The following is a 25476-nucleotide window of genomic DNA, read 5'->3' as shown; positions in this document are numbered from 1 at the left end:
GCAGGCCCCGCAGCCGCCGCAGCTTTTCTTTGTAGGCCTTGAGCTCTGCGCGGGTGGGCAGGCTGCCGTGAACGAGCAGGTGGGCGATCTCCTCGAATTCGCTGGTGTCGGCGATGTCGAGAATGTCATAGCCGCGGTAATGCAGGTCGTTGCCGCTGCGCCCCACCGTGCACAGGGCCGTGTTGCCGGCCACGACGCCGGACAGGGCGACGGATTTCTTGACTTTGGGACCTTGGGGCGAAGCTGTGGCGTCGGCTTCTTGGGCCGACGCCGGCAGGGCGGGGCGATGGTCGGTCTTGGCCATGGGTATCTCCTTCAGTATGCCCGGGTTACTTATCGAGGGTTCCGGCGTTTTGCCGGAAGAGTTCGTCCAGTTTCTGCTCGAAAGCGTGGTAACCGATGCGGTCGTACAGTTCTTCGCGAGTCTGCATCAGGTCGATGACGTTTCTTTGGTGGCCGTCGCGCCGGATGGCGCCGTAGACGGTTTCGGCCGCCTTGTTCATGGCCCGGAAAGCCGAGAGGGGATAAAGCGCCATCCCCACGCCGACGCTGCCCAGCTCTTCGAGTGAGAACAAGGGGGTCTGTCCGAATTCGGTAATGTTTGCAAGTACGGGGACGTCAAGGGCTTCGGTAAAGGCTGCATAGGTTTCCAGAGTCTGAACCGCTTCCGCGAAGATGGCGTCGGCGCCCGCTTCGACACAGGCCTGGGCGCGCTCCAGCGCGGCTTCCAGGCCTTGCGATGCGAGGGCATCCGTGCGGGCGATCAAGTAGAAACCGGAGTCGGTGCGCGCGTCGGCCGCTGCCTTGACCCGGTCGGCCATTTCCTGTGTGCTGACGATTTCCTTGCCGGGGCGGTGTCCGCAGCGCTTGGCGCCCACCTGGTCCTCGATGTGGCAGGCGGCGGCGCCGGCCTTCTCCAGGCTTCTTATGGTGCGTGCGATGTTGAAGGCCGAAGGCCCGAAGCCGGTATCGATGTCCACCAGCAGCGGCAGGTCGCACACGTCGGTGATGCGCCGCACGTCGGTCAGCACGTCGTCCAGCGTGTTGATGCCCAGGTCGGGAAGCCCGAGCGAGCCGGCGGCCACGCCGCCGCCGGAGAGGTAGATCGCCCGGTATCCCGCACGTTGTGCAAGCAGGGCATGGTTGGCATTGATGGCGCCGGCGATTTGCAGCGGCTTCTCATCGGCCAGCGCGGCGCGGAACAAGGCTCCGGGTGAAAGCGCGGGTTGTCGATCCAGGGACATGGCATTGTGCTCTAAGAGATAGGTAATACGCATTACGCAAACTACATGCCAATTTCTAAGACCAAGGTAATGCCTATAAGCTTTTGTTATTTAAACGAAAAATCGTCGAATTCAATGCCTGCTCATTTGCACTTCACAAGCATGTTTCATTTTTGAAATTAAAGTGTTTCAATAGCGGCAACGAAAACCCGAATAGAAGGCATGATCATGCGTGCTGCTCCGCATCCCGTGCACATCGTGGCCGTGGGTCTGCATGGCCTGCGACACCTGCTCGAAGAACTCATACCGGATTTCCATGCCGCTGCGGAAATCACCCTGATCGAGAAGGCCTATGACGAAGCGGTGGCCGACATCGCGGCACGGCGCCGGCAATCGACCATAGACGCGATCGTGGCGGCCGGATCCAATGGAAACTATCTGCGACAGCGCATGGACATACCGGTCGTGCTGGTCAGGGTCAGCGGGTTCGACGTCATGCAGGCACTGGCCAAGGCCAGGAATTATTCAGATCGCATCGCCCTGGTTACCTACGATGCGGTGTCCGATGAAATCCGCCAGTTCGTCGACACCTTTGCGCTCCCGGTCGCACTACGCAGCTACCGCAGCGAAGAAGAGGCGCGCGCCTGTGTTCATGAGCTGAAGTCGGCCGGCATCGAGGTCATCGTCGCGCCGGGCCTCGTGGTCGATCTGGCCCGAGCCAGCGGTTTGACCGGAATACTGATCTATTCACAGCGGCTGGTGCGGCAAGCCATCGAAGACGCCGTGGAGGTAGGGCGCTTGCAAAGGGCGGAACTGGCCAAACGCGACCGGATCAACACGATCCTGGGCGAACTCAGGGACGGCGTGGTGGCGGTGGATGTCGAGGGACGCATCGAGGTGCTGAACCCCGCGATGGAGAAGATACTGGGCCGGCCGGCAAGCAAGCTCGTCGGAGAGCCCTTGAGCTCTTTCATGAGCGAGTCAGACCTGGAGTCCACCCTGCGCTGGCAGCGGCCCGAACTCGAAAGAGTCCAGAGGCTTTCCGGCAGAACACTGATCACGAGCCGGGTCCCCATTCTCGAGCAGGGCAGGCTGACCGGCGCGGTACTGATCTGCCAGGACCCGGAGGCGATACGGCGCATGGATCGCAATTTGCGCACCCGCAGTGCATCGCGCACGCGTTCGACGCGCTACGGCCTGGGCGATATCGTAGGAGACAGCCCACTGATCTCCGATGTCCGGGCGCGCGTGGCGGCCTGCGCAAAAAGCGGCGCGACGGTTCTCATTACGGGGGAAAGCGGCACCGGCAAAGAGTTGATCGCGCAAAGCATCCATATGGAAAGCGAGCGCTCCAGCCAGCCGTTCGTGGCCATCAATTGCGGCGCCTTTCCGGAAAGCCTGCTCGAAAGCGAACTGTTCGGGTACACCGAGGGGTCTTTCACCGGCGCCAGCCGCGGCGGAAAGACGGGGCTGTTCGAGGCCGCTCACACGGGCACCCTCTTCCTCGATGAAATCGGCGAGATGCCGTTGTCCTTGCAGACCCGCCTGCTGCGGGTCCTGCAGGAAAAGGAGGTGTTGCGCATCGGCGCCACCGATCCTACGCCGATCGACGTGCGCGTCATAGCGGCCACGCACCAGGACCTGGCTTCCCGAGCGGCCCAGGGCAAGTTCAGAAGAGATCTTTATTATCGGTTGAACATTCTCCTCGTCCGTTTGCCGTCGTTGCGCGAGCGGCCCGAAGATTTGCGGCCGCTTATCCATGCCTTGCAGAAAAAGTGGGCAAAGCAGCCGGGCGATCGGCGGCTGCCCGAGGCAGGCTTGATCGAAGCCTTGCTCGAGACTGCGCGGCATTACGCTTGGCCGGGAAACGTGCGCGAGCTGGAGAATGTGCTGGAGCGCATCATGGTGTTGAGCGACCTGTATCCGATGCAGGGGGCCGCTGCCGAAGCATTGAAGGCCCTGGTGCCCGAGATCTTCGAAAATGAAGGCGAACCTCGGACCGCAGAACTGAGCGAGCATCGGCGCGCCGCCGATCTACGCCATATCGAAAAGGTGCTGCGTGAGTGCGGCGGCAATCAGGCAAAGGCCGCCGAGGTCCTGAACATAAGCCGAACCACGCTCTGGCGCAGGTTGAAATCAGAGTAAGATTTCAATTTTTCGCGAGAGACGGGCGGTCGTGACTTTGGGTGAATCGGATCTGGACCTGGGCTTGACGCACAGCTGGCGTTCGGACAACGTGGGCCGCCTGCTGCTTGCCGGATTCGGTGTTTTTGAAGGCAGGCTGATGCACAGGCTCGAGCAGTCGGGCTTTTCGATGGTTCGCCATGTTCATTTCAATGTCTTGCGTCACCTAGATCCCGAAGGGACGCGTATCGTCGACTTGGCGGCACGGGCACGGATCACCAAAGGGTCCATGGGCAAGATCGTCAAAGAATGCGAGCAATTGGGCTTGGTGGAGCTTCGCGTCGATCCGGACGACGGCCGGGCGAAAGTGGTGTCGTTCGCCAAGCAGGGTGTGGCGCTGATGAAAGCCATACGCGCCGCCATGATCGAGGTGCAGGAGGAAATGGCCCGCGTTACGGGCGAAGACGACATGGCGGCCATGCTGAGGGCGTTGCGGGCGCTGCATGACGATGCGGTGCGCGACGAGGGGGCCAGGTCCGCGCGGGTGCGCGTGCGGCGCTGAGGCGCTGAGGCGCTTCCGAAGGCCCGCCATCGGTGTCGGACGCCTTAGCCGGCCGCTGGATTGCTTTCTTTTTCGAGCCGCTGCATGACGCGCCGCATCTGGATGCGCGCGGCATCTGAAACCAGATCGACGGTTCTGTCTTCGCCCGTGGCGTTGAGCATGGCCTGTTGCCCTTCGACGATGCGCTTGTCTTCTTTGAACGCCGTGTCGATTTCCCGGTACAGCGCCTCGGTGATCTCGGGCTCGTCCTGCCGGAAGCCGTGGGCCGGTGCCCAGAAGTAGAGGCAGCTGGTTTCGGTGACCGGAGTCAGGCCATGGAACACACGAATGGCCACGCCATCCTGATCGCGGTTTTCCTGTGCGCCTTTCCCGACGTCGATGCCGCCGGTCCACTGGATAATCGACGACGGCGCAATGTATTCGAATTCGGCCCAGCGGTCGATATTGCCCTCGAAGTGCACGACCTTGGAATAGGTGGCCGGAGGCGGGCTGTCGAGCAGCCACCGGACGTATTTAAGGCCATTGTCGCCAGGGGTGACGATAGTCTTGGCATCCACGTGGACGTTGGGATTGCCGCCTATGGTCGATTTATGAACATAGCCGACGTGGGTCATGTCCATCAGATTGTCGACCATCAGTTTGTAGCTGGCCTGGATTTCGTAAATCGCATGTTTGTGCGGCCAGCGTTTATGGTCATTATGGAAGGGGTAGTCGATGATCTTGGACTCATCGGCCGATTCGGCGTCGCCCATCCATATCCAGATGAATTCATCTTTTTCGACCACGGGGTAATGCCGAACGCAGGCTTTTGCGGGAATCTTGTCCTGGGCCGGGATCTTGACGCATTGACCCGAGCCGTCGAACACCATGCCATGGTAGCCGCATTCCAGCCCCGCATCGACGACCTGCCCGAAGCGCAGCGGCGCACCCCGATGGCAACATCGATCTTCCAATGCGCAGATATTTCCCGTCCGGTCGCGAAAGAAAACGATGGGCTCGTTCATGATGGTGCGCGCGAAGGGCGCCTGTTCGATCTCGTGGGCCCAGGCCCCTATATACCAGGCGTTTCGGATAAACATGGAGTGCTCCTTGGCAAGCGAGACCAGCTTTATGGCCGGGACGATTTACAGACGTCGAAGAAGGGCGCGCGCCAAAGCGGGCGCATACAAACGCCCGGGCGCTTCAATGTCGAAAGAACGGTGGAGCGAAGTCCGACTCGCGCAGGGTTTACCTGGCCGGGTCCACGAACGGAGTCATCTTTTTTGATATCCGGTCGCGCCACTGCGTATAGGGCTCGAACCCTTCGCTGTCTTCGCACAATTTTTTGGTGAGCTCGAAGATGTCGTCGTCGGCCTGGGTCAGATCGAGCGGAATCAGGAAGGGCTGGGTGATGTACCAGTCGGTGTCGACGAAGAATTCCAGGTTGTTGCCTTCGGGATCGTGCGCATAGATGCTCCAGGCGATACCGTGATTGGCGGGGAAAATGCTTTCGCCGCCCGCTGCGAGCAGGCGTTTGTGGATGTCGCGCAGGTCGGACAGCCCGCCCAGCTTGAATGAGATCTGGTTGATGCTGGGCCCGAACTGGGGATTGGCCGTATTGGCGGGAAGTTCGGGCGGGCGGCCGGACGCCAGAACGATCTGGTGATGGTCGAGCGGGTCGCGGGAAAGAAACACCAGTTGCATGCCGCCGGCGTGGCCGCGATCGGTGACGGTAAAGCCCAGCACCTTGGTGTAGAACTCTTCCATGGCCGGTATGTTCTTGACGCTGAGCCCCATATGGCTGAACTTCAGGTTGACGGCGGGCTCTTTCACTTCGGCGGAAGCGGCGTGATGTTGGGTTGCCACGTTCATGGTTGTGTCTCCTAATGTATTGCCCATGCGTCTCGCGCGGGATGCGGTTTCTTTTTTAGTATGGTGACGATACCAGTTGCCCCTGTCAATCCATTTTGGCCCGTTTTGGCGGCCTGGGGCGCAACCGGTTTTGTCCGGCTGATTACGGTTCGGCATCACCCGGATGGAATTGCCATCTTATGCCGCCAGGGTCGGCTCAGTAAATTTTCTCGCAGGGAAAGGCGGCAGCCGACGCCGGAAAGAACCGTGGAGAAAATACGTGAATACAGCCAAGATCAGCCGCACATCAACACAGGTGCTCGTGGTCGGGGCCGGCCCTGTCGGCCAGGGGCTGGCCATCGAGCTCGGACTGCGTGGCATCGATTGCCTCGTCATCGACAAAAACGATCGGGTAGGCGTCGCACCGCGGGCCAAGACCACCAACGTCCGGTCGCGCGAGCACTTCAGGCGCTGGGGGATTGCACAGGCGTTGCGCGACGCATCGCCGCTGGGTATCGATTACCCGTCGAATATTGTGTTCACCACCCGACTGTCGGGTTATCGGCTGGCGAGATTCGACAATGCGCTGTATTGCGCTCCGGGCCGCAATCCCCTGTATTCCGAGCATGCGCAATGGATTCCGCAATATACGGTCGAGCAGGTCATGCGCGACAGGCTGCATACCCTGCCTTCGGTGAAGCTGCAGCTGCAGTGCGAATTGCAGGGCTTCGAGCAGCGGGACGATTCCGTCGTGGCGCGCTTGAGCAATCTTGCGACCGGCGATCGATTCGAGATCGAGGCGCAGTTTCTGGTCGGGTGCGACGGGCCGCGCAGCCTCGTGCGGGATGCCATCGGCGCCCGGCTCGAGGGCAAATATGGCTTGTCCAGAAACTACAACTTCGTATTCCGGGCGCCTGGCCTGGCCAAGGCGCACATGCATGGCCCCGCCATCATGTACTGGCAGATCAACAGCGATGTCCCCAGCCTGATCGGCCCCATGGACACCGGCGACCGCTGGTTCTTCATGCCCACCGGCCTGGCGCCCGACGTCCGACTCACGAAGGAGGACGCGCCCGCCCTGATCCGCCGCGCGACCGGCGTCGACGTTCCCTACGAGATCCTCAGCGCCGATGAATGGGTCGCCAGCCGCCTGCTGGCAACCCATTATCGCGACCGCCGGGTCTTCCTGGCGGGCGACGCCGCCCACATGCACCCGCCATTCGGCGGCTTTGGCATGAACATGGGCATAGGCGATGCGGTCGACCTGGGCTGGAAGCTTTCGGCCGTACTGAAAGGCTGGGGCGGGCCGGCGCTGCTGGACAGCTATGAACGCGAACGCCGCCCCGTGCACATACACGTCATGGGCGAAGCGACCGCCAACCATAATCTCATGAGCAACGCCTTGCTCGAAGGCGATATCGAGGCGGACAACGAGCTGGGCGAAGCCGCCCGCAGGCGAGCCGCCGAACATATCCAAAGCGGCAAGCTTTCCGAGTTCTATACCCTGGGAACCATATTGGGCGACTGCTATGCCGACTCGCCGGTCATCGACCGGGCCGGCCGCGCCGACCCGCCACGCGATTTCCTGAACTACATACCCAGGGCCGAGCCCGGATGCCGGGCGCCGCATGCGTGGATGCACGACGGCAGTTCGCTGTTCGATCACTTCGGCCTGGGCCTGACCTTGTTGGTGTCATCGAAAGAGAAGCACGCCGGGGTGGCGGCGGCCGAGGCCGATGCGCGGCGCCTTGGCATACCGCTGGCGATAATACGGCCTGACGAGGCCGGTGTCCGCGGCCTGTATCCCCAAGCCCTGACGTTGGTCCGGCCTGATCAGCACATCGCCTGGACGGGCGACGTCTGGACGGACGATGTGCTTCCCATGGTCAGCGGCATGAGGGTTCTCGCCAACGCCGAGGCATGAAGGCATGGCCCGGCGCTGGATGCGCGCGGAGCCGCTCTTCAGCGCAGGTGTTCATCGGCGCTGTAGTTGATGTGCGTCACGACGCCCTGGAACAGAGGCAGCACTTGCTCGACGAACTGCTGCCTGAGTTGCTGGCGTTCCGGTGTCGCCAGCGCCGCATCGATGTCTTCGGGACGATCGAAGCTGAGCCTGATCGCGGCATAGACGTCGAGGGCCTCCGATTCGAAAAAATAGGGCCGCTCCAACTGGGCGGATCGGACGCCCGGCAAGGTTGCAAAGCCGGCTGCGACCGCGTTGAGCGCCTGCATGAACTGTTCGGATTTTCCTTCGGCCGGCCGACCGATGAAATAGGCATATCTTGTCGCGGGCATTGATGTCTCCTGGGGTTGAAGGCGCTTAAGCGCGCAATTGCGCCGGCAAGTGTATGCGCTGCGGCGGACTTCGGAAAGGGCGATGCGATTCGGGTATCGAGCTGGGCTTATTGTCATCTTCCCGAGCGATTGCGGCAGAGGTAGAGTGAAAACAAATATTTACACAACGGAGACAACACGATGGCGAACTGTTTCATACGCAATGCGATGGCTGCAGCAGCCATCATGGTGGGCGCTACGGCTTCCTCCCATGCGCAACAGCCCCTCAAGATCGGCTTCATGAATACCTTTTCCGGAGCGGTGGCTGTTCCGGGCGAAGAGCAATACAGGGCGTTCATGCTGGCGATCGAGCAGCGCGGAGGCAAGCTGGGCGGCGTGCCTGTGCAGGTTCTCAAGGAAGACGACCAGTTCAAGCCCGAGGTGGCGACGCAGGTCGTGCAAAAGCTGATGGAGCGCGACGAGGTTCCCATCATTGCCGGCATCACGGGATCCAACGTGATGATGGCCGTGGCCAAGCCGATCACCGATAAAGGGGTGTTCCTGATCAGCACCAACAGCGGCCCGTCACCCCTGGCCGGCGCCGGATGTTCGCCCAATTTCTTCTCCACTTCGTGGCAGAACGACAATATCGCCGAGGTGGTCGGCCAGTACGCCACCGATCAAGGCTACAAGAAGGTCGTGCTGATGACCGCCAATTTCCAGGGCGGGAAAGACCTGCTGGAGGGTTTCAAGCGTTTCTACGACGGCCAGGTGCTGGACGAGGTCTACACGCCCCTGAACCAGCTCGATTTCTCCAGCGAACTGACCCAGATCGCATCGCAGAAACCTGACGCGGTCTATGCCTTCTTTCCCGGAGGCATGGCGGTGACTTTCGTGCGCCAGTATCAGCTTGCGGGCCTGCTCGGATCCATCCCCTTGCTTTCCAGCGGCATTCTGGAACTGCCCATGCTCCGGGCACTGAAGGACAGCGCCGTGGGCGCGTTCGGCGGCCATTTCTGGGGCCCCGACATCGACAACGAGGCCAACAGGAAGTTCGTCAAAGCGTACGAAGAAAAATACGGCGTCATTCCATCGACGTGGGCGGCTCAAGCTTATGACGCCGCACAGCTGCTCGATTCGGCCATCGCGAAGGTAAAAGGAAACGTCGCCGACAAAGATGCGTTCAGGGCCGCCCTGAAAGAGGCCGACTTCGACTCAGTGCGAGGCGACTTCAAGTTCAACAACAATCACTTTCCCATCCAGAATTTCTCCATATACAAGGTGATCCAGGACGAGCAAGGGCGTTACACGGTGCGTACGGAAGCGACGCCGATGAAGGCCCACAAGGACGCCTATTACGAGCAGTGCCCAATGAGCTGACAGGCGGCTCCGGCGTTTTGCCGAGCTTCGATGCACAAGACAGCGCTACGAGTCCATCGGCAGCGCTGTCTTGTATTTGACCTGTTTCAGCGCGAAGCTGGAGCGTATTTTCTTGATGCCGGGGATCTTGGTCAGATGGTCGAGGATGAAGTGCTCGAGCGCCTGGATGTCGGGCACGACGATGCGCAATAGATAGTCTTCGTCGCCTGTCATCAGATAGACCTCCATGACCTCGCCGAAACGGCTGACTTCGTGTTCGAAGCGGTCCAGAGCGGCCGATTCCTGCCGGTCCAGGCTGACCTGGATGAAGACATTCATTTTCAGCCCCAGCGCGGCGGGATCGACCAGCCCCACATAGCGTGAAATGACCTTGTTCTTTTCCAGGTTCTTGACCCGCGCCAGCGTCGGCGAGGCCGACAGATTGATTTTCCGGGCCAGCTCTATATTGCTGATCTTGGCGTCGTCCTGCAGCACTCGCAGGATACGCAGGTCGGTTGCATCGAGCTCCATTTTTTCGTTCTCGCAAATTCAGCATGGATATGCCGCATTAAGTTCTTGTTTCGACATTTTATGCTGTTCCGTATGTTTTCTGAAGGCTGATTCAGTTACCTATTCGGCGTCTTCGGAATTATCCTATTCGGTACAAATTGAACCAGGAGAGAGGTCATGGAGATGTCGTCGATCAACTATCTGAGCCCCGCGGATGACGATGCGCAGGAAACGGCGGAGTGGCTGGACGCCTTGCGTGGCGTCGTGCAGGCCGCTGGACCCGCGCGGGCCCGGTATCTGATGACGCAATTGAGCGAGACCGCCAGAAGGCTGGGACTGCAATGGCGGGACTCACGCAACACTCCCTACGAAAACACCATTCGCGTCCAGGACGAACCGCCGTTTCCCGGCGGATCGGACGCGTTGGAGATCGAACAGAATCTGGCCAACATCATCCGCTGGAACGCGCTGGCGATGGTGGTGCGCGCCAACCGGGCGTATGGCGAGCTGGGCGGGCATATCTCCAGCTATGCGTCCGCCGCGGATCTGTTCGAGGTGGGCTTCAACCATTTCTTCCGTGCCCGCAGCGACGACTTCGGCGGCGACCTCGTGTACTTTCAGCCCCATTCCGCGCCGGGCATATACGCGCGCGCCTTTCTCGAAGGTACCCTCGGGGAACGGGAGCTTGCGCTTTTCCGGCAGGAAATCGAGGCCAGGAAACAAGGTGCGCGGGGCCTTTCTTCTTATCCGCACCCCTGGCTGATGCCCGATTTCTGGCAGTTCCCCACGGGCTCCATGGGTATCGGCCCCATCAGCGCCATTTATCAGGCCAGGTTCATGCGCTATATGGAGCATCGAGGCCTGCTGGCTGCGCAGGACCGCAAGGTATGGGGCGTGTTCGGCGACGGCGAGATGGACGAGCCTGAATCCCTGGCCGCCCTGAGCCTGGCCGCGCGCGAGCATCTGGACAACCTGGTGTTCGTGGTCAATTGCAACCTGCAGCGCCTGGACGGCCCGGTGCGGGGCAACGGCAGCATTGTGGACGAGCTCGAAACCTTGTTCGCGGGCGCCGGATGGAACGTCGTCAAGTTGTTGTGGGGCTCCGACTGGGACCCTCTTTTCGCCCGGGATCCGGCCGGCGAGCTGATCGAGGTGCTGGGCCGCACGGTGGACGGCCAGTTGCAGACTTTCGCCGCCAACGACGGGGCTTTCAACCGAGAGCATTTCTTCGGCCAGACGCCCGGCATGCGCGCCATCGCCTCCATGCTGACCGACGACGAGATCGATCGCCTGAAACGGGGCGGCCATGACATGAAGAAGATCCATGCCGCTTATCATGCGGCAGCCAATCATCGGGGACAGCCGACCGTGATTCTGGCGCAGACCAAGAAGGGCTTCGGCATGGGTGCGGCGGGCCAGGGCAAGATGACCACCCATCAGCAGAAAAAGCTGGATACCGACAGCCTGCTCGAGTTTCGCGATCGCTTCCGCCTGCCGATTTCGGATCAGGAGTGCGAAGCGCTGGCGTTCTACAAGCCCGCGCCGGACAGCGCCGAAATGCGGCATCTCATGCGGCGCCGCGCCGATTTGGGCGGTTTCCTGCCACGCCGCAACACGCGGCCCGCGACGCTTCCGGTTCCTGATATCCATTCGTACGCCCGCTTCGCGCTGGAGGCGCAGGGCAAGGAGATGTCCAGCACCATGGCGCTGGTGCGCATGCTGGGCGGCCTGCTGAAGGACGATGGCATCGGCAAGCATGTCGTGCCCATCGTGGCCGACGAGGCCCGCACCTTCGGCATGGCCAATCTGTTTCGCCAAGTGGGCATTTATTCTTCCCAGGGTCAGTTGTACGAACCGGAGGATATCGGTTCCATCCTGTCCTACCGCGAGGCCAAGGACGGACAGATCCTCGAAGAAGGCATCACCGAGGCGGGCGCTATCTCGTCGTGGACGGCCGCGGCCACCAGCTACTCGGTGCATGGCGTGCCCATGCTGCCGTTCTACATCTACTACTCGATGTTTGGCTTCCAGCGCATCGGCGACCTGATCTGGGCGGCGGCCGACCAGCGGGCGCGCGGCTTCTTGATCGGCGCCACGTCGGGCCGCACGACCTTGGCGGGCGAAGGGCTGCAGCATCAGGACGGAGCCAGCCACTTGATGGCGTCCACCATTCCCAACTGCATCGCCTATGATCCGGCCTACGCCTACGAGGTCGCCATCATTCTGCAGGACGGCATGCGCCGCATGGCGCACGAGCACGAGGACATTTTCTACTACGTCACGGTCACCAACGAGAATGATGCCCAGCCCAGCATGCCGGCAGGGGCGGAAGAGGGCATCCGGCGCGGCATGTACTGCCTGAACGCGCTGCCCGATCCGCAAGTGCGGCTGCTTGCGTCCGGCCCGGTACTGAAGGAGGCCATCGGCGCGGCGGCATTGCTTAAAGAAAAGCTGGGCATCGAGGCCGAGGTATGGAGCGTCACCAGCTATACCGAGCTGGCCCGCGACGGCGTCGCCTCGCAGCGCAATCAGCGCCTGGGGCATTCGGCCGCCCAGCCCTATGTAACGCAGGTTCTGGGAGACGGCGGCGCGCCGGTGATCGCCGCCAGCGACTATGTGCGGGCCGTGGCCGAAGGCATTCGCGCTTTCGTGCCGGGATCCTATACCACGCTGGGCACGGACGGATTCGGCCGCAGCGATACGCGCGCCAACCTGCGCGACTTCTTCGAGGTGGACGCGCGCTGGATAGCCTATACCGCCTTCAGCCGGCTGTCGGCGGATCCGGACGGCCCGCGCGCTTTCGCCCGGGCACTGGAACTGGATCTGGACAAGCCCATGTCGACCGAACTGTAATCGGTCTGTTGCGTCTAGCTCATGCCATGCGGCGCGCATTCGCCCGCGCGCCGGCTATTCCACCTGCCTCAAGGCTGAGGCACGGCCAACGATGCCGCCAGCATGCCGGCATACTGCTCGGATGTCGGTCTGAAGGGCGCAAACAGATTGAAATGGCTGCGCTGCGCCGCATCGGCAAGCGTCTGTATGCTGCCCGCCGAGTAGTCCAGCTCGGCCAAGGTGGCCGGCAAGCCCAGCTCGCGCATCAAGCCGGCGATCTCGTCCGCCAGCGAGGCGGCCGGCGCCAGGCCGAACGCCCGGGCTACGGCCTCCATGCGCTCCGGAACCTGCGCCGCGGTCGCATCCAGCGTGGCGACCAGCCCGATGCCGCTCAATACCCCGTGGTGGAAGCCCTGGTCGCTGCACGCCAGCGCCACGGCATGCGCCGGCCCCAGGCCCATGCCGATCGACACGCCCCCGGCATAAGCGGCAAGCATCATCGCCATGCGCGCGTCGGTATTCTGCGGATCAGCGACGGCGCACCGCAAAGAGCGGGCGACACGCCCGATGCCATCGAGGGCGATGGCCTTGCCCAGCGGCTGATCCTTGGTCGACAGATATCCTTCGATGCAATGGGATAGCGCGTCGATGCCGGTGGCGGCGGTGAGGCGGGCCGGCAGGCCCATGGTCAGGACGGGGTCGAGGATGGCGACGCGGGGAATGAGGTGGCGTGAACTCATTCCCAGCGCGGGCGCGGCGGCGTCGGGATGGATCGCGGCGGAGTGCGAGGCTTCGCTGCCCGTGCCGGCCGTGGTGGGAATGGCGAGCAGCGGCGCGGAAGCCTTGTGCGGCGTTCCCGGTTTGCCCGCATAATCGGCGATGTGCCCTGTATTGCCCGCCAGCAAGGCGATGAATTTGGCCGTGTCGATCACCGATCCGCCGCCCAGCGCCACGACGCCGTCGCATGATTGCCGCGCGTACAGGGCAATACCGCGGTCCACGTCGGAGAACAATGGATTTTCGGTGACGTCGTCGAAGACGATCATGGCGTCCGCATCGCCGTAGGCTTCGATGACTTTGGCCGCCAGGCCCGCGGCCAGTATGCCCTTGTCCGTGACCAGCAAGGGACGCCTGACGCCCAATGCGTCCAGCTCGGCAGCTAGGGCCGAAATGGCGCCGGCCGCGCACAATGTACGCGGAAGATGAAGGACCAGGGGGGCGGCGCCGGTGTCGGGGCGCATCATAATGGATACCTGCGCTTGTCGTTGCTGACGGTGATCAGGTTCAGGTCGCTGAATGTATCGATCGCCCACCTGCCGAAGCGCGCCCAGCCACTGTCCTTGACGCCGCCGAACGGGATCTGCGGTTCCCCGCCCATGGTGGGGCCGTTGACGTTGACCATTCCGGCCTGTACCCGGCCGCCCAGGGTGATGCCTTTCCAGACATCCGTCGTCATGATAGAGGCCGACAGGCCATAGTTGCTTCCATTGGCCTTGTCCACCGCCTCCTGTTCGGAGTCGAAAGGTTCGACGATCACCACCGGTCCGAATACTTCCTCGCAATAAATGGGTGCGTCTTCGGGCACATCCACCAGCACGGTCGGTTCGACGCAGCGGCCTTCGGAACCGCCGCCGGCCATGACGCGGGCGCCCTTGTCCACTGCCTGCTCGATGGCCCGCTTCATTTTTTCCACCGCCGCGTCGTTGATCAGGGGGCCGATCTTGCTTTGCGGATTGCTGGGATCGCCGGCCTTGATGTCCCGGGCGCGTGCCGCGAAACGCGTCAGAAAATCGTCGTAGCGCGAGCGTTCGACCAGGATCTTGCGGGTGTTCATGCAGATCTGGCCCTGGTGGAAGAAGGCGGCGAAGATGCCGGTATCCACGGCGTAATCGAGATCGGCGTCTTGCAGGACGACCATGGGGTTGTAGCCGCCCAGCTCCAGCGCGATGCGTTTGAGGTGCTTGCCCGCGCGGGCGGCCAGCAGCGCGCCCGTGGCCGAAGAGCCGGTGAAGTTGTACGCCCGGACCTTGCGGCTTTCGAACAAATGGTCCGCGATGGGGCCCACCGCGCCCGGCGCGTGCGTAATCACATTGACGACTCCCGGAGGAAAGCCGGCCTCGGTCATGATCTCGCCCATCAACAGACCCGCGGACACCGGGGCTTCTTCCGACGGCTTCAGGACTACCGTATTGCCGCAGGCGAGCGGCGCCACAATGGTGCGAAAGCCCAGGGCAAGGGCGCCGTTCCACGGCGAAATGCCTGCGACGACTCCCAGGGGCCTGCGTACCGCCATGGCGAAAACCCCCGGCGTGTCCGATTGCACGATCTCGCCTCCCGGCAGATAGGGATAGCCGGCGGCCTGGCGCAGCAGCCCCGATGCCCACTGAAGCTGAAACCGTGCGAACGGGGCGGCGGTGCCGGTTTCCTCCGCCATGATGAGCACCACTTCGTCCGCTCGGCGCTCCAGAATATCGGCGGCTTTCAAAAACAGCGCCTGGCGCTCCCGGGCTCCCATCGCGGCCCAGGCCGGGAAGGCCTTGTCGGCCGCCTCGATCGCGCGCTGCACGTCGGCGTCGCCGGAGGCGGGTATGCGGGCGAAGACCTCACCGTTGTAGGGATTGAGGTCATCGAATGCGGTGCCGCTGTCCGCGTCCACCCATTCTCCGGCTATCAACTGGCGGTACCGGCGGGTTTGGGTCGCTATCGCATGAGTCATTTCAAGTTCCTCGTTCATCATGTTGCCGGGAGCGGCTCCGGCCGCTCATTGCTTGCCGGTGCGCCGCATGCGCATCAGCCTCAGTGCGTTGCCGAAGTAAAGTTTGTCGGCGTCCTCCGGGCTCAAGTCCAGGCTTTCGATGGAACGTATGCCTTCGCGAATGAACATGGGGCCGCCTTCGGGGTCGAATGGGCAATCCGAAGCGAAGACAACATGATCGGCACCGAAGAAATCCAGGCCGCAGCGCAGCGCCGACGCCGAGCCGCCAAGCACCGTGTCGCCATAGAACATCTTGAAGTACTCGATGGGCGGCTTGGACAAGCGCTTGAGCACCTCGGCCTCGCCGCCATCGGCGCTGCGGCTGCCGAGCTGCGCCCAAAGTGTTTCGGCTCGGCCGGAGAAGTAGGGCAGCATGCCGCCGCAGTGGTGCGTGATGATGCGCAGACTGGGAAGCTTTTCGAGCATGCCCGAGAAGACGATGCGGGACATCGCCACCGATGTCTCGAAGGGCCAGCCCAACACTTGCCAGACTTCGTACTTCGAGCGCTCTTCGCCCTGGTAGTCGTTGACGGTACCGGGTCGGAACGGATGCATCCAGACCGGCAGGTCGTGGCGCGTGGCCATGGCCTCGAAAACAGGAAAGAACTCGGGGTCGTCGAGCGGCCGGCCATTCACATTGGTGACGACCTGGACGCCCCGCGCACCCAGGTCATTGATGGCGCGATCCATTTCCTTCAACGCCTCGGGCACATTGTTCATGGGCAGCGCCGCCACGAAAGCGGGAAACTGGTCGGGCCAGCGCCCGCAGATTTCCGCCATGCCGTCGTTCGCCACGCGGGCGAACTCCGGCGATTGCTCCGGCCCGCCCAGCATTTCAGGCGAGGGCTGGCTCAAGGTCAGAACCTGGACCACGTCGGGAAACTTCTCCGCCATCATGGCGGCGCGCGCTTCCAGGTCCCAAAGCATGCGCAGGCTCACCATGCGCTTGACGATACCCGCGTCCTTGGAGTGTGTCTTGACCAGTTCCAGATACTCTGGCGGAAGCACATGGTTGTATATATCGATTTTTTTCATGCTGGACTCATTGATCGGGCTTGTGGGCCGTATCGCCGAACGCGGCGGTGCGGTAAAGGACGAGCCGGCGCAACTTCGGCGCTGTTGTCTCACGGATTTTCTTTGCTCGAGTGTAGGCAAGAGGGATGTATCGCGACAGATGAGAAAAACATGCCGTTGATCTACTGAACGCATCATTGCCCATGCCCAACTGGAATCGATCTCTATAAGCGCTTGATTGATGGGGAAATTCTCGGCCCATTGGAGCAATCGACAATTTGTTGGCTTTGTGAAGCGCTATGTGTACGATGCAATGACTTTCAATCATTCACTAGGAAACCGCCATGAAACTACTCCGCTACGGCCCGGTTGGACAGGAAAAAGCCGGTGCGCTCGACGCGCAGGGGCGTATTCGCGACCTTTCTCTTCTGGTGCCCGACCTGACTCCCGACTGGCTGGCGCCGGAGCGTCTACGGGCCCTGGCCGCCATCGATCTGGAGCGTCTGCCTCTGGTCGACGAGTCGGTGCGCATCGGCGTGCCGGTCGCGGGTTCGCGTCAGTTCGTCGCCATCGGCTTGAACTATCGCAAGCACGCCGAAGAGGCCGGCATGGACATTCCCAAAGAGCCCGTTATCTTCACCAAGGCCATCACTTCACTGAGCGGGCCCAATGACGACATCATCCTGCCCGATGGCGCTCAAGAAGGAGACTGGGAGATCGAACTGGGTTTCATCATCGGCACGACGGCGCGCCAAGTGCCGGTTGAAAAAGCGCTTGAGCATATCGCCGGCTATTGCCTGGCGAACGATGTTTCCGAGCGCAACTGGCAGACCAAGCGCGGCGGCCAATGGAGCAAGGGAAAGAGCTTCGATACCTTCGGGCCCATCGGCCCATGGCTGGTCACCACCGACGAGATTCCGAACCCGCAGACTCTGGAGATGGAGCTCAAGGTCAACGGCGAAACCAGGCAGAAAAGCACGACGGCCGACATGATTTTCCCGGTTGCGGAAATCGTTTCGCATCTGAGCCAGTTCATGACTCTGCTGCCTGGAGACGTGGTCATCACAGGCACGCCTTCGGGAGTCGGCCTGGGCATGAAACCGCCGCAGTTTCTCAAGAAAGGCGACGTCATCGCGCTGCGCATGGACCAGCTCGGCACCCAGACGCAGAAGGTGGTGTAGTTCGAGCCACGGCGAACGGCAACGCGCCAGGTCGACGCCGGATTCACCGGGCCGTTCTGGCGGCGTTTCTTTCGTGTTCGATGTGGCCGCTGGCGCGCCGGATCATGTCGCAGAAGTACTCCGCCGCGGGGGTGAGCAGGATGTCGTTGCGGCGCACCAGGCAGAGCGGGGGTTCGGGCAGGGGCTCGGCTATCTGGATGACCTCCAGCTCGGCCCCGGCCATGGTCAGCTCGGCGAACTGCACGGGAAGCATGGCCAGGGCGTCCGAGGACACCATGGCCGTGACGAAGGACAAGGCGGAGTGGGCGCGGAATATCAGCCTGGGCTTGGGCAGGCCGTGCTGCGCAAACAAAGGCCCGAGTTCCTCTTCCGCTTTGAACGTGACGGACGTGGTGACCCATCCCGCGTCGACGAGCTCACTCAGTGACTTGGCCCCGGCCAATGGATGGCCCTTGCGGCAGATGATCCCTCGGGGATTGTCCAGCAGCTTTTCCACCGTCAGGTCGGGCGCCGACTGGTGATTGAGGATGGGGCCGATATACACGTCGAGCGTGCCGTTCTTCAAATGGGGCTCCATCGTGGGATACAGGCCGTCGCGCACGTGCAGCACGACGTCGGGATAGCGGGCGCGAAAGGCCTTTGCGGCGTAGGGAAACAGCGCAATCTGGGAAACCGTCGACACGCCCAGATGAATCACGCCCTTGGTAAGGCCGCGCATCTGTTCTATTTCTTCCTGGGCGCGCCTGACTTCATTATGAATGGCGTGGGCCCGGACAATAAAGCGTTTGCCGGCTTCAGTCAGGCGGACGCCCTTTGCCTGGCGCTCGAACAGAACGATGTCGAGCTCACGCTCGAGCTCTTGTATGCTGCGCGTCAAAGCCGACTGCGCAATGCCCAGGTGGCGCGCGGCGGCGCGCACACTGCCTTGTTCCGAAATCACCAGCAGATTGCGCAACTGTACGAGTTTCATGGCGTCTCCCTTATCGTCCCGCCTTGATTCGCTCCGAACGGCGGCGAAGAAGCTCCAGCGCGAGCAACAGGCAGATCGACATCAGGATGAGCAAGGTAGCCACTGCCAGGATGCTGGGATTGATCTGTTCGCGCAGCCCCGAGAACATGCGGCGCGGAATGGTGTTCTGCTCGGGGCCCGCCAGGAACAGCACTAGCACGACTTCGTCGAACGAGGTGACGAAGGCCAGCAGGGCGCCCGAGATGACGCCGGGCCGGATGACAGGCACCACCACGTCGAGGAAGGCGCGCAGGGGTGAAGCCCCCAGGTTGAGGCCGGCATGATAAAGGGAGCGGTCGAAGCCGGACAGCGTGGCCGTGACGGTCATCACCACAAAGGGCACGCCCAGCGTAGCGTGCGCAATGATGATGCCGCTGAAGGTGGCCACCAGGTTGAAGCGGGTGTAGAAGAAGAACATGCCCGCGGCGACGATGATCAGCGGCACGATCATGGGCGCCAGCAGCACGGCGGTAATGGGCCGCCGCCATGGCATGTCGGCGCTGGCCAGCCCCACCGCGGCCACCGTTCCCAGCACGGTGGCAATGACGGTCGAGCATACGCCGATGACGAGGCTGTTGCGTATGGCCATCATCCAGCTTCCGCTCGCGAAGACGGCGTCATACCACTTGGTCGAATAGGCGTCGGGATCGAGCCGCAGCATGCCGGAGGTGAAACTGAAAAAAGGCTCTGCATTGAATGACAGGGGGATGACCACGAGTATGGGCAGCATGAGGAAGGCCAGCGCCCCCCATGCCGCGACCCGAAGCGCCCATTGCCCCAGCATGCCGTTCCAGTCGGCCGCGCCGGCGGCGCCCGTCGGCGTTTCTTTCCCATTGCGGCCTGGATTGCCTTGATCGGCTGTTCGCGGGTTCATGCGCATGTCTTTTGTACCTGCCTCATGCCAGCCGAAGGTTGCGTGCGCCGACCAGGCGGTCGTACACCCAGTAAAGAATCACGATGACGATGAGCAGCAGCGTGCCCAGCGCCGCGGCCAGGCCCCAGTTGTTGGAGCGCTGCATGTGGAAAGCAATGATGTTGGAGATCATCTGTCCGTCGGTGCCGCCCACCAGCGCCGGAATGATGTAGTAGCCGATCGAGATGATGAACACCAGCAGGGCTCCGGCGCTGAGCCCCGGCATGCTCAAGGGCAGGAACACCCGCCAGAACGCCGACCACGGCGTGCTGCCCAGCGACTGGGCGGCGCGCGCATAGGCCGGATCGATGCCGCGCATCACGCTGTACAGCGGCAAAATCATGAAGGGCAGCAGGATGTGCGTCATGACGATGACCGTGGCCAGGCCCGTGTACAGCAGCTCGAGCGGCTGCCGGATGATTCCCAGCGAAAGCAGCACGGAATTGACGATGCCATGAGGCTGCAGCAGCGCGATCCAGGCGGTGGTGCGCGCCAGCAAAGAGGTCCAGAAAGGCAGCAACACCAATATCATCAGCATGCCCGCCATGCGCTTGGGCGCGCGGCAGAGATAGTAGGCAAGGGGATAGCCCAGGGTGACGCACATCAGCGTGATGGCCAGCGCCATGCCCAGGGTGCGGCTGTACAGCTGCACATAGATGCGCGCGGATTCGCGCGGTACGATGTCGCCTTGCTGATTGCGCTCCAGGTCCAGGGCCGTCAGGTAGTGGGTCAGCGTATACAGCTGTCCGCTGCGCTCGATGGCCCGCCATAGATCGGGCTCGTTCCAGCGGCCGTCGGCCTGGCGCAAGGCATCGGCCGCCTGGTCCGGCGCGATGCCTTCTTCGAGATTGCGCATGCGGCGCGCCGACGAGTTGATCAGGCTGGAGGCGCCCGGATAGGCCTGGTTGACGGCCGCGGCCAGGACACCGGCCTTGCGATCGGCCGAGAGTTTCTTGAGCTCCACCGCCATCGAGGCATAGGTCTCGGTGGACGGAAGCGCTGCGTCGCCCCATTGGCTCAATTGCTCCAGCGTCTCGGGAATCAGCTCGGCCAGGGTCGGGTTGTAGGCGCTGCGATACAGCATGTTGGCGATCGGCGCAAAGAAGGCGAACAGCACGAAGGCCAGCAGCGGGGCCACCAGCAGCAGGGCGGTGCGCCGGCGCCGCCGCAGCTCGCGCCGCTCGGCGCGGGCCTCGTCGGGGGTCAGCGCGCCTATTTCAGCAGCCATTCGTTGAACTTCTCGCTGAGGCTCTCGCCGTAGTCGGCCCAGAACACGCTGTCGACCTGCACGCCCTCATCCATGTGGGCACTGGGCAGGTGCCGGACGACGTCCTTGTCGACCAGGGCCAGGGACGACTTGCGCGGCGGGCCGTAGGCCACGTCCTGGAAGCCGGCCAGGGCCTTGGTGCTGGTGGTGTAGGCCACGAACTCGAGCGCCTGCTTCAGCTTTGGCGTGCCCTTCAGTATGGTCCAGGCGCCCAGGTCGTACATATTGCCGTCCCACACGATGGTGAAAGGCTTGTTCTCGTTGCGGATGGCATCGAAGATGCGGCCGTTGGCGACCTGCACCATGCTGACCCCCCCGTCGTTGAGCATCTGCGGCGCCTGCGACCAGCTGTCATACCAGACCACGTCGTCCTTGATGGTGTCGAGCTTGGCGAAGGCGCGGGCCTGGCCTTCCGGCGTTGCAAGCACCTTGTAGATGTCCTGGTCGGGCACGCCGTCCGCCATCAGCGCCCATTCCATGACGAATTGCGGCCTCTTGCGCAGCCCGCGCTTGCCCGGAAACTTCTTGGTGTCGAAGAAGTCCTCGACCGTGGCGGGACGGTTGTCGCCTATGGTCTTGTCGTTGTAGGCGTAGATGGTGCTGTAGACGATTTCCGCTACCGCGCACTCGCTTGCCAGCCCTTCGGGGATGAAGTCCTGTTCGGCCGGCGTGCCGTCGTCCCCGGGCAGGAGAATATCGCGCGGAATGATCTCGAGCAGGCCTTCGGAGCACGCGCGTTCCAGGTCGATGGTCTCCATGTCGACCACGTCCCACTGGAGATTGCCCGACTGCACCTGCGCTTTCATTTCGGCAATGCCGCCGCTGTAGGTTTCGAAGATGACCCGCTTGCCTGTTTCGGCCACGTAGGGATCGATCTGGTGTTTTTTCTGGGTGGCGCCGTACGCACCGCCGAAGGACACTACGGTCAAGGCCTCCTGCGCCGCGGCGGCGCCCGCCAGGCCCAGCGCCAGCAAGGCGCCCGTGATCAGTGGCAGGGCTGTTTTCTTCTTCATATGGCTTCTCCTTGAAGCGGTACGTCGGATTGGAATGCGAAGCTGTCGGCGGCGGACCAGCCCAGCGCGGCGGGCTGGCCATCCCGCAGCTGCGGCGCGCGGGTGTCGTTCAGCAGCTTGACGACGGCGCGTCCGCCGCCGGGCAGCTGGAAGTAGTAGCGGATGAAGTCCCCGACGTAATGGCGGGTGAGGAAGCCCACCGTCACCTGATTGTCGAACGCCTGCCCGGGCTGGACGATGGCGAGTTTTTCGGGACGGATCGAGAGCAGGCACCGCCGTGTGGCGGCGTGGCAGTCGCCGTTGCGCGCTTGCAGCGGGGTGCCGTCCGGCAGGGTGGTGCGGACCATGCCGGCGTCGTCGAGTTCGGGGCGTCCGGCCGCGATCAGGTTGTTCTCGCCGATGAAGTTCGCCACGAAAGCGTTGGCCGGCTGCTCGTAGAGCGCGTCGGGACCGGCATACTGCTGCACCTTGCCCGCGTTGAAGACGGCGATGCGGCTGGACATGGTCAGCGCTTCGGACTGGTCGTGCGTGACGTAGATGACGGTGAAGCCCAGCCGCCGGTGCAGGCGGGTGATCTCGAACTGCATCTGTTCGCGCAGCTTCTTGTCGAGCGCCCCCAGAGGCTCGTCCATCAGGACGAGGGCGGGTTCGAAGATGAGGGCGCGCGCCAGCGCCACTCGCTGGCGCTGGCCGCCCGACAGCTGGCCCGGATGCCGGTCGCCAAAAGGCTCCAGTTCGATGAGCTTGAGGTATTCGGCCACGCGCTGCCTGATCTGGGCGCCCGGCATGCGTCTTACCTTGAGCGGATAGGCCAGGTTCTCGGCCACCGTCATGTGCGGGAAGAGGGCGTAGTTCTGGAACACCATGCCGATATTGCGCTTGTGCGGCGCAATGCGCGTGATGGGCTGGCCGTCTATGGTGATATGGCCGCTGGTGACGTTCTCGAAGCCCGCCAGCATCATCAGTACGGTGGTCTTGCCCGAGCCCGACGGGCCCAGAAGCGTGATGAATTCGCCCTTGTCTACGGCCAGATTGAAATCGTCGACGACCAGGGTCTTTTGATCATAGGTTTTGCGGACATGGGAGAACTTGAGAAACGCTTCTGCGGTGTTTGGCATCTTTGTCCTGGTCGAAGGCTGCTGCGGATATTCCTCCAGGAAAGGCCCCGACGCTGCGCCTCTGGCTTACTTTTTAGCCGCTAGAGCATAGCAGTTTCGCCCTTGCCAGATAAGCGGGGTTTTCCCGCAAGGCCCAGAGCGAAACGGATCTGCCGCGCCGGAAGATGCTCTTTCGTCGCGGGAGATCCAATCTGCTTGCAGACGCCGGTTCAGAACCGATGGCGTATCCCCGCGACTACGCTCGTGCCCTCGTCCATGCCGGTGACCTTGTCGTACATGCCCAATAAATAGACATCGGTCCGTTTGGAAATGAAGTAGTCATATCCGGCCGTGGCGGTATTGCGCTTCAGCGTGTCGGTGCCGGTGTCCCGGCGGGTATTGGCCCAACTGATCATTACCTTGCCTTTCCCCAGCGGAGCGCTGGCCCCCAATTGCCAAGTCTTATCCTGCAGCGCCGTGTCGTGCTTGGCCTGCTGGTAGGTTGCAAACAGCTTGACGAAGTCAAAGTCGTAGCTCAAGCCGCCGAACCAGCTTGTCTCTTCCCTGTAGACGCCCGTGAAGGGCATGCCGCTCGGGTTGTTCAGTTTGACCTTCTGGCCGAACACGGTCGCTGCGAAGGGGCCGTTGCGATAAATGATGTTGGCTCCGACGTTGCTTCGGCTGTGTTCCGCCGAACCGAACTGGTATACGAGGTTGGCCGTGAGGCCGGCCATGCGCGGCGTCTGATAAGAAACGCTGTTGCTCCAGCCTGTGTCGCCATTGATGGAATTGGCCCACTTGACGCCGCGGTCTATGGTGGGGGAATACGAGTGCAGGAAGAGCGGCGAGAAGTTGAATGACGCGCCCAGCGGGTTGAAGAACAGCGAGGGAAAGAAGTTGGGCGCGGTGTTGCGGCCGAGCCTGATCGTTCCCCAGTTGCCCTTGAGGCCCACCGAGGCCTGGCGGGAAAAGAAAGTGTCGCCGGGCCGGGCACGAGACACCTCGCCGGTGTTGACGCGGAAAAAACTTTCCAGGTCGAAGACGGCGCTCAGGTCCGCTTTGAGCTGCTCCTCGCCGGACAGTCCGAACCACGAGGTCGTCAACCCGCCGTTGCCTACCGAGTTTTCCCGTCCCGACATGCCGCTGTATTTCACGCTGCCCACGTAGGCATCGACGAGTCCATGCAGGGTCACGCTGGTGTCGGCCTGGGCGCCCGTGCCCGAAGCAAGAAGCGCCGAGGCTGCCGCGGCCTTGGCCCAAAGCATGCTGCGCTTTGTCTTCATGAAAGTCTCCTGGTTGTTGATTTGAAGTATTCGCGTATGGATATGGATGATTTGTCCGCTCAGCGCATTACCTGTCTCGCTCTTCGTAATTGAGTGACAAAATCATGCAATAGTTTATGCATTATTGTTATTCCGCAAATATGCGGGTATTCCCGGCCTTATTCTTCAATAAAAAGAATGATAAAGTCATCCAAATTGAGAAATAACGGCGGCGATTTCGTCGTTTGAAACAAACCAAAAGAAGGATGGAATTTCCATGCAGCTCAGAATCGATGCTCACCCGGACCCCATGATGGGCCTGCTCCCCATGTTCACAGCCATTGAAATGGGGCTTTTCCGCAAACGGGGAATCGAGCCGATGTTTGTGCGACGAACCGCTGTGCAGGCCGTCGAGCAAATGCGGGATAATCTCATGGATCTTTCCTTCTCCGGCCCCACCTTCACCATCATGGCCAAAGCGCGTTTCGGACTGGCGACCAAGTTCATTTCCGCGGGTGCCCTGCGCGGCAGCCTTGGCGGCCGAAGCGGCGATTTCATGAACCTGATTGCCGCCAATCACGTGAAGATCGACAAACCGGCGGATTTTGAAGGAAAGACCCTGGGAGCCTTCGCCCTGGACGGCGGCATTACGCACTGCGCACCCATCTATCTGTTCCGGAAGTTCGGCGTGGACGAAACCCGCATCAAGTGGAAGACCATGCCTTTTCATCAGATGCCCGAGGCCTTGGAGGCGGGCGAGATCGACATCGCGATCTGCGTGGAGCCTCTGGTGACCGAAATGCAGCGGCGCGGCCTGGGCCATGCCGTGGACGAGGTGCTGGGCGGAACCTCGGTGGCGCTGGCCGCAACGGGCAACCCCTCGCTGGTTTCCAACTGGTGGGCCACCGCCGACAGCGTCGAGCGCCATCCCGAGCTCTTCGAGCACACGGCCGAAGCCCTGGCCGAGGCCGTCGATGTCATCTATGAGGACCCCAAGGCCGCCATGGACGCCATGGCTGTGCACACGGGCAAAGACTCATCCCTCTTGCGCGAGATCGGCTTCAGGACGGTATTCTTCCACGCCTTTGCCGCCAACGCCCCCGAGCTGCGGTCCATGTACGAGGCATGGGTGAAGGTGTTGAAGGGAGCAAGTCTTTTGGACGGCGACGTCGACGTCGAGGCTTTTTTTACGCAGGCGCAGGTATCCGGTTGAACCCCCTATGGCCTTGTAAGCTGATAACAACAGGAGGA

General features: G+C 62.2%; 22 protein-coding genes. 7 read left to right on the top strand and 15 right to left on the bottom strand.

Annotation, left to right across the window (positions count from 1 at the left end; all coding sequences use genetic code 11):
* Both CSC67_RS18955 and prpB read right to left on the bottom strand, forming a co-directional pair.
* Positions 1 to 304: citrate/2-methylcitrate synthase (locus tag CSC67_RS18955; protein WP_280813993.1), on the bottom strand; the 304-nt coding region annotated here is incomplete at its 3' end.
* A 25-nt stretch (positions 305 to 329) separates the two neighbouring features.
* Positions 330 to 1244, bottom strand: coding sequence for a methylisocitrate lyase (prpB, locus tag CSC67_RS18950; RefSeq protein WP_118996020.1), 915 nt, complete (start codon positions 1242 to 1244; stop codon positions 330 to 332).
* A gap of 207 nt (positions 1245 to 1451) precedes the next feature.
* On the opposite strand from prpB, the gene prpR reads away from it, so the two are divergent.
* Together prpR and CSC67_RS18940 are read left to right on the top strand one after the other, a co-directional pair.
* The gene (gene prpR / locus CSC67_RS18945; RefSeq protein ID WP_167752964.1) at positions 1452 to 3368 is read left to right on the top strand and encodes a propionate catabolism operon regulatory protein PrpR; all 1917 of its coding nucleotides are present in this window, start codon (positions 1452 to 1454) and stop codon (positions 3366 to 3368) included.
* Between the two features lie 31 nt (positions 3369 to 3399).
* Positions 3400 to 3909, top strand: coding sequence for a MarR family winged helix-turn-helix transcriptional regulator (locus CSC67_RS18940; protein WP_135227481.1), 510 nt, complete (start codon positions 3400 to 3402; stop codon positions 3907 to 3909).
* A gap of 44 nt (positions 3910 to 3953) precedes the next feature.
* On the opposite strand, the gene CSC67_RS18935 is transcribed toward CSC67_RS18940, so the two are convergent.
* Complete coding sequence (locus tag CSC67_RS18935; protein WP_118996017.1) at positions 3954 to 4988, bottom strand: aromatic ring-hydroxylating dioxygenase subunit alpha; 1035 nt, start codon at positions 4986 to 4988, stop codon at positions 3954 to 3956.
* Between the two features lie 148 nt (positions 4989 to 5136).
* A complete protein-coding gene (locus CSC67_RS18930) occupies positions 5137 to 5760 on the bottom strand; it encodes a VOC family protein (protein ID WP_118996016.1) in 624 nt (207 codons plus the stop codon).
* A gap of 259 nt (positions 5761 to 6019) precedes the next feature.
* Here CSC67_RS18930 and CSC67_RS18925 point away from each other — a divergent pair, with 259 nt between their 5' ends.
* Entirely contained in the window at positions 6020 to 7663 is a 1644-nt protein-coding gene (locus tag CSC67_RS18925) for an FAD-dependent monooxygenase (protein WP_245220294.1), read from the top strand.
* A 38-nt stretch (positions 7664 to 7701) separates the two neighbouring features.
* Here CSC67_RS18925 and CSC67_RS18920 read toward each other — a convergent pair whose 3' ends face one another.
* Positions 7702 to 8034, bottom strand: coding sequence for a putative antibiotic biosynthesis monooxygenase (locus CSC67_RS18920; RefSeq protein WP_118996014.1), 333 nt, complete (start codon positions 8032 to 8034; stop codon positions 7702 to 7704).
* A 180-nt stretch (positions 8035 to 8214) separates the two neighbouring features.
* On the opposite strand from CSC67_RS18920, the gene CSC67_RS18915 reads away from it, so the two are divergent.
* On the top strand, positions 8215 to 9393 hold the full coding sequence (locus CSC67_RS18915; RefSeq protein WP_118996013.1) for an ABC transporter substrate-binding protein: 1179 nt from the start codon (positions 8215 to 8217) through the stop codon (positions 9391 to 9393).
* 45 nt (positions 9394 to 9438) lie between these two features.
* Here CSC67_RS18915 and CSC67_RS18910 read toward each other — a convergent pair whose 3' ends face one another.
* A complete protein-coding gene (locus tag CSC67_RS18910) occupies positions 9439 to 9903 on the bottom strand; it encodes an Lrp/AsnC family transcriptional regulator (protein WP_118996012.1) in 465 nt (154 codons plus the stop codon).
* A 156-nt stretch (positions 9904 to 10059) separates the two neighbouring features.
* Here CSC67_RS18910 and mdeB point away from each other — a divergent pair, with 156 nt between their 5' ends.
* A complete protein-coding gene (mdeB, locus tag CSC67_RS18905; protein ID WP_118996011.1) occupies positions 10060 to 12735 on the top strand; it encodes an alpha-ketoglutarate dehydrogenase in 2676 nt (891 codons plus the stop codon).
* A 68-nt stretch (positions 12736 to 12803) separates the two neighbouring features.
* Here the strand turns inward: mdeB and CSC67_RS18900 are convergent, their stop codons facing one another.
* The 3 genes from CSC67_RS18900 to CSC67_RS18890 are packed head-to-tail and all read right to left on the bottom strand — an operon-like array spanning position 12804 to position 16504.
* Positions 12804 to 13958 carry an iron-containing alcohol dehydrogenase gene (locus CSC67_RS18900; RefSeq protein WP_118996010.1) on the bottom strand — a complete coding sequence of 385 codons (1155 nt, stop codon included), beginning with the start codon at positions 13956 to 13958 and terminating at the stop codon, positions 12804 to 12806.
* Positions 13955 to 15430, bottom strand: coding sequence for an aldehyde dehydrogenase family protein (locus tag CSC67_RS18895; RefSeq protein WP_118996030.1), 1476 nt, complete (start codon positions 15428 to 15430; stop codon positions 13955 to 13957). Before CSC67_RS18895 ends, CSC67_RS18900 begins: the two co-directional genes overlap by 4 nt.
* A 45-nt stretch (positions 15431 to 15475) precedes the next feature.
* Positions 15476 to 16504, bottom strand: coding sequence for an amidohydrolase family protein (locus tag CSC67_RS18890; RefSeq protein WP_118996009.1), 1029 nt, complete (start codon positions 16502 to 16504; stop codon positions 15476 to 15478).
* 323 nt (positions 16505 to 16827) lie between these two features.
* Between CSC67_RS18890 and CSC67_RS18885 the strand changes: the two genes are divergently transcribed.
* A complete protein-coding gene (locus CSC67_RS18885) occupies positions 16828 to 17664 on the top strand; it encodes a fumarylacetoacetate hydrolase family protein (protein WP_118996008.1) in 837 nt (278 codons plus the stop codon).
* A gap of 43 nt (positions 17665 to 17707) precedes the next feature.
* Here CSC67_RS18885 and CSC67_RS18880 read toward each other — a convergent pair whose 3' ends face one another.
* The 6 genes from CSC67_RS18880 to CSC67_RS18855 form a co-directional block, all read right to left on the bottom strand.
* Positions 17708 to 18634, bottom strand: coding sequence for a LysR substrate-binding domain-containing protein (locus CSC67_RS18880; protein ID WP_118996007.1), 927 nt, complete (start codon positions 18632 to 18634; stop codon positions 17708 to 17710).
* Between the two features lie 10 nt (positions 18635 to 18644).
* Positions 18645 to 19457 carry an ABC transporter permease gene (locus tag CSC67_RS18875; protein WP_118996029.1) on the bottom strand — a complete coding sequence of 271 codons (813 nt, stop codon included), beginning with the start codon at positions 19455 to 19457 and terminating at the stop codon, positions 18645 to 18647.
* A gap of 112 nt (positions 19458 to 19569) precedes the next feature.
* Complete coding sequence (locus tag CSC67_RS18870; RefSeq protein ID WP_118996006.1) at positions 19570 to 20814, bottom strand: ABC transporter permease; 1245 nt, start codon at positions 20812 to 20814, stop codon at positions 19570 to 19572.
* Positions 20799 to 21866, bottom strand: a complete 1068-nt coding sequence (locus CSC67_RS18865) for an ABC transporter substrate-binding protein (RefSeq protein ID WP_118996028.1) — start codon at positions 21864 to 21866, stop codon at positions 20799 to 20801. The genes CSC67_RS18870 and CSC67_RS18865 overlap by 16 nt, the downstream gene beginning before the upstream one ends.
* Positions 21863 to 22984, bottom strand: a complete 1122-nt coding sequence (locus CSC67_RS18860) for an ABC transporter ATP-binding protein (RefSeq protein ID WP_118996005.1) — start codon at positions 22982 to 22984, stop codon at positions 21863 to 21865. Before CSC67_RS18860 ends, CSC67_RS18865 begins: the two co-directional genes overlap by 4 nt.
* A gap of 209 nt (positions 22985 to 23193) precedes the next feature.
* On the bottom strand, positions 23194 to 24246 hold the full coding sequence (locus tag CSC67_RS18855; protein WP_118996004.1) for a porin: 1053 nt from the start codon (positions 24244 to 24246) through the stop codon (positions 23194 to 23196).
* 256 nt (positions 24247 to 24502) lie between these two features.
* On the opposite strand from CSC67_RS18855, the gene CSC67_RS18850 reads away from it, so the two are divergent.
* Positions 24503 to 25438 (top strand): ABC transporter substrate-binding protein, encoded by a 936-nt coding sequence (locus CSC67_RS18850; protein ID WP_118996003.1) that lies wholly within the window; start codon positions 24503 to 24505, stop codon positions 25436 to 25438.
* The last annotated feature ends 38 nt before the right edge of the window (positions 25439 to 25476 follow it).

Source organism: Pusillimonas caeni, assembly GCF_003545815.1.
Lineage (GTDB): Bacteria > Pseudomonadota > Gammaproteobacteria > Burkholderiales > Burkholderiaceae_B > Pusillimonas > Pusillimonas caeni.
The sequence above is the reverse complement of the archived record's forward strand: the minus strand, read 5'-3'. Positions and strand labels throughout refer to the sequence as shown.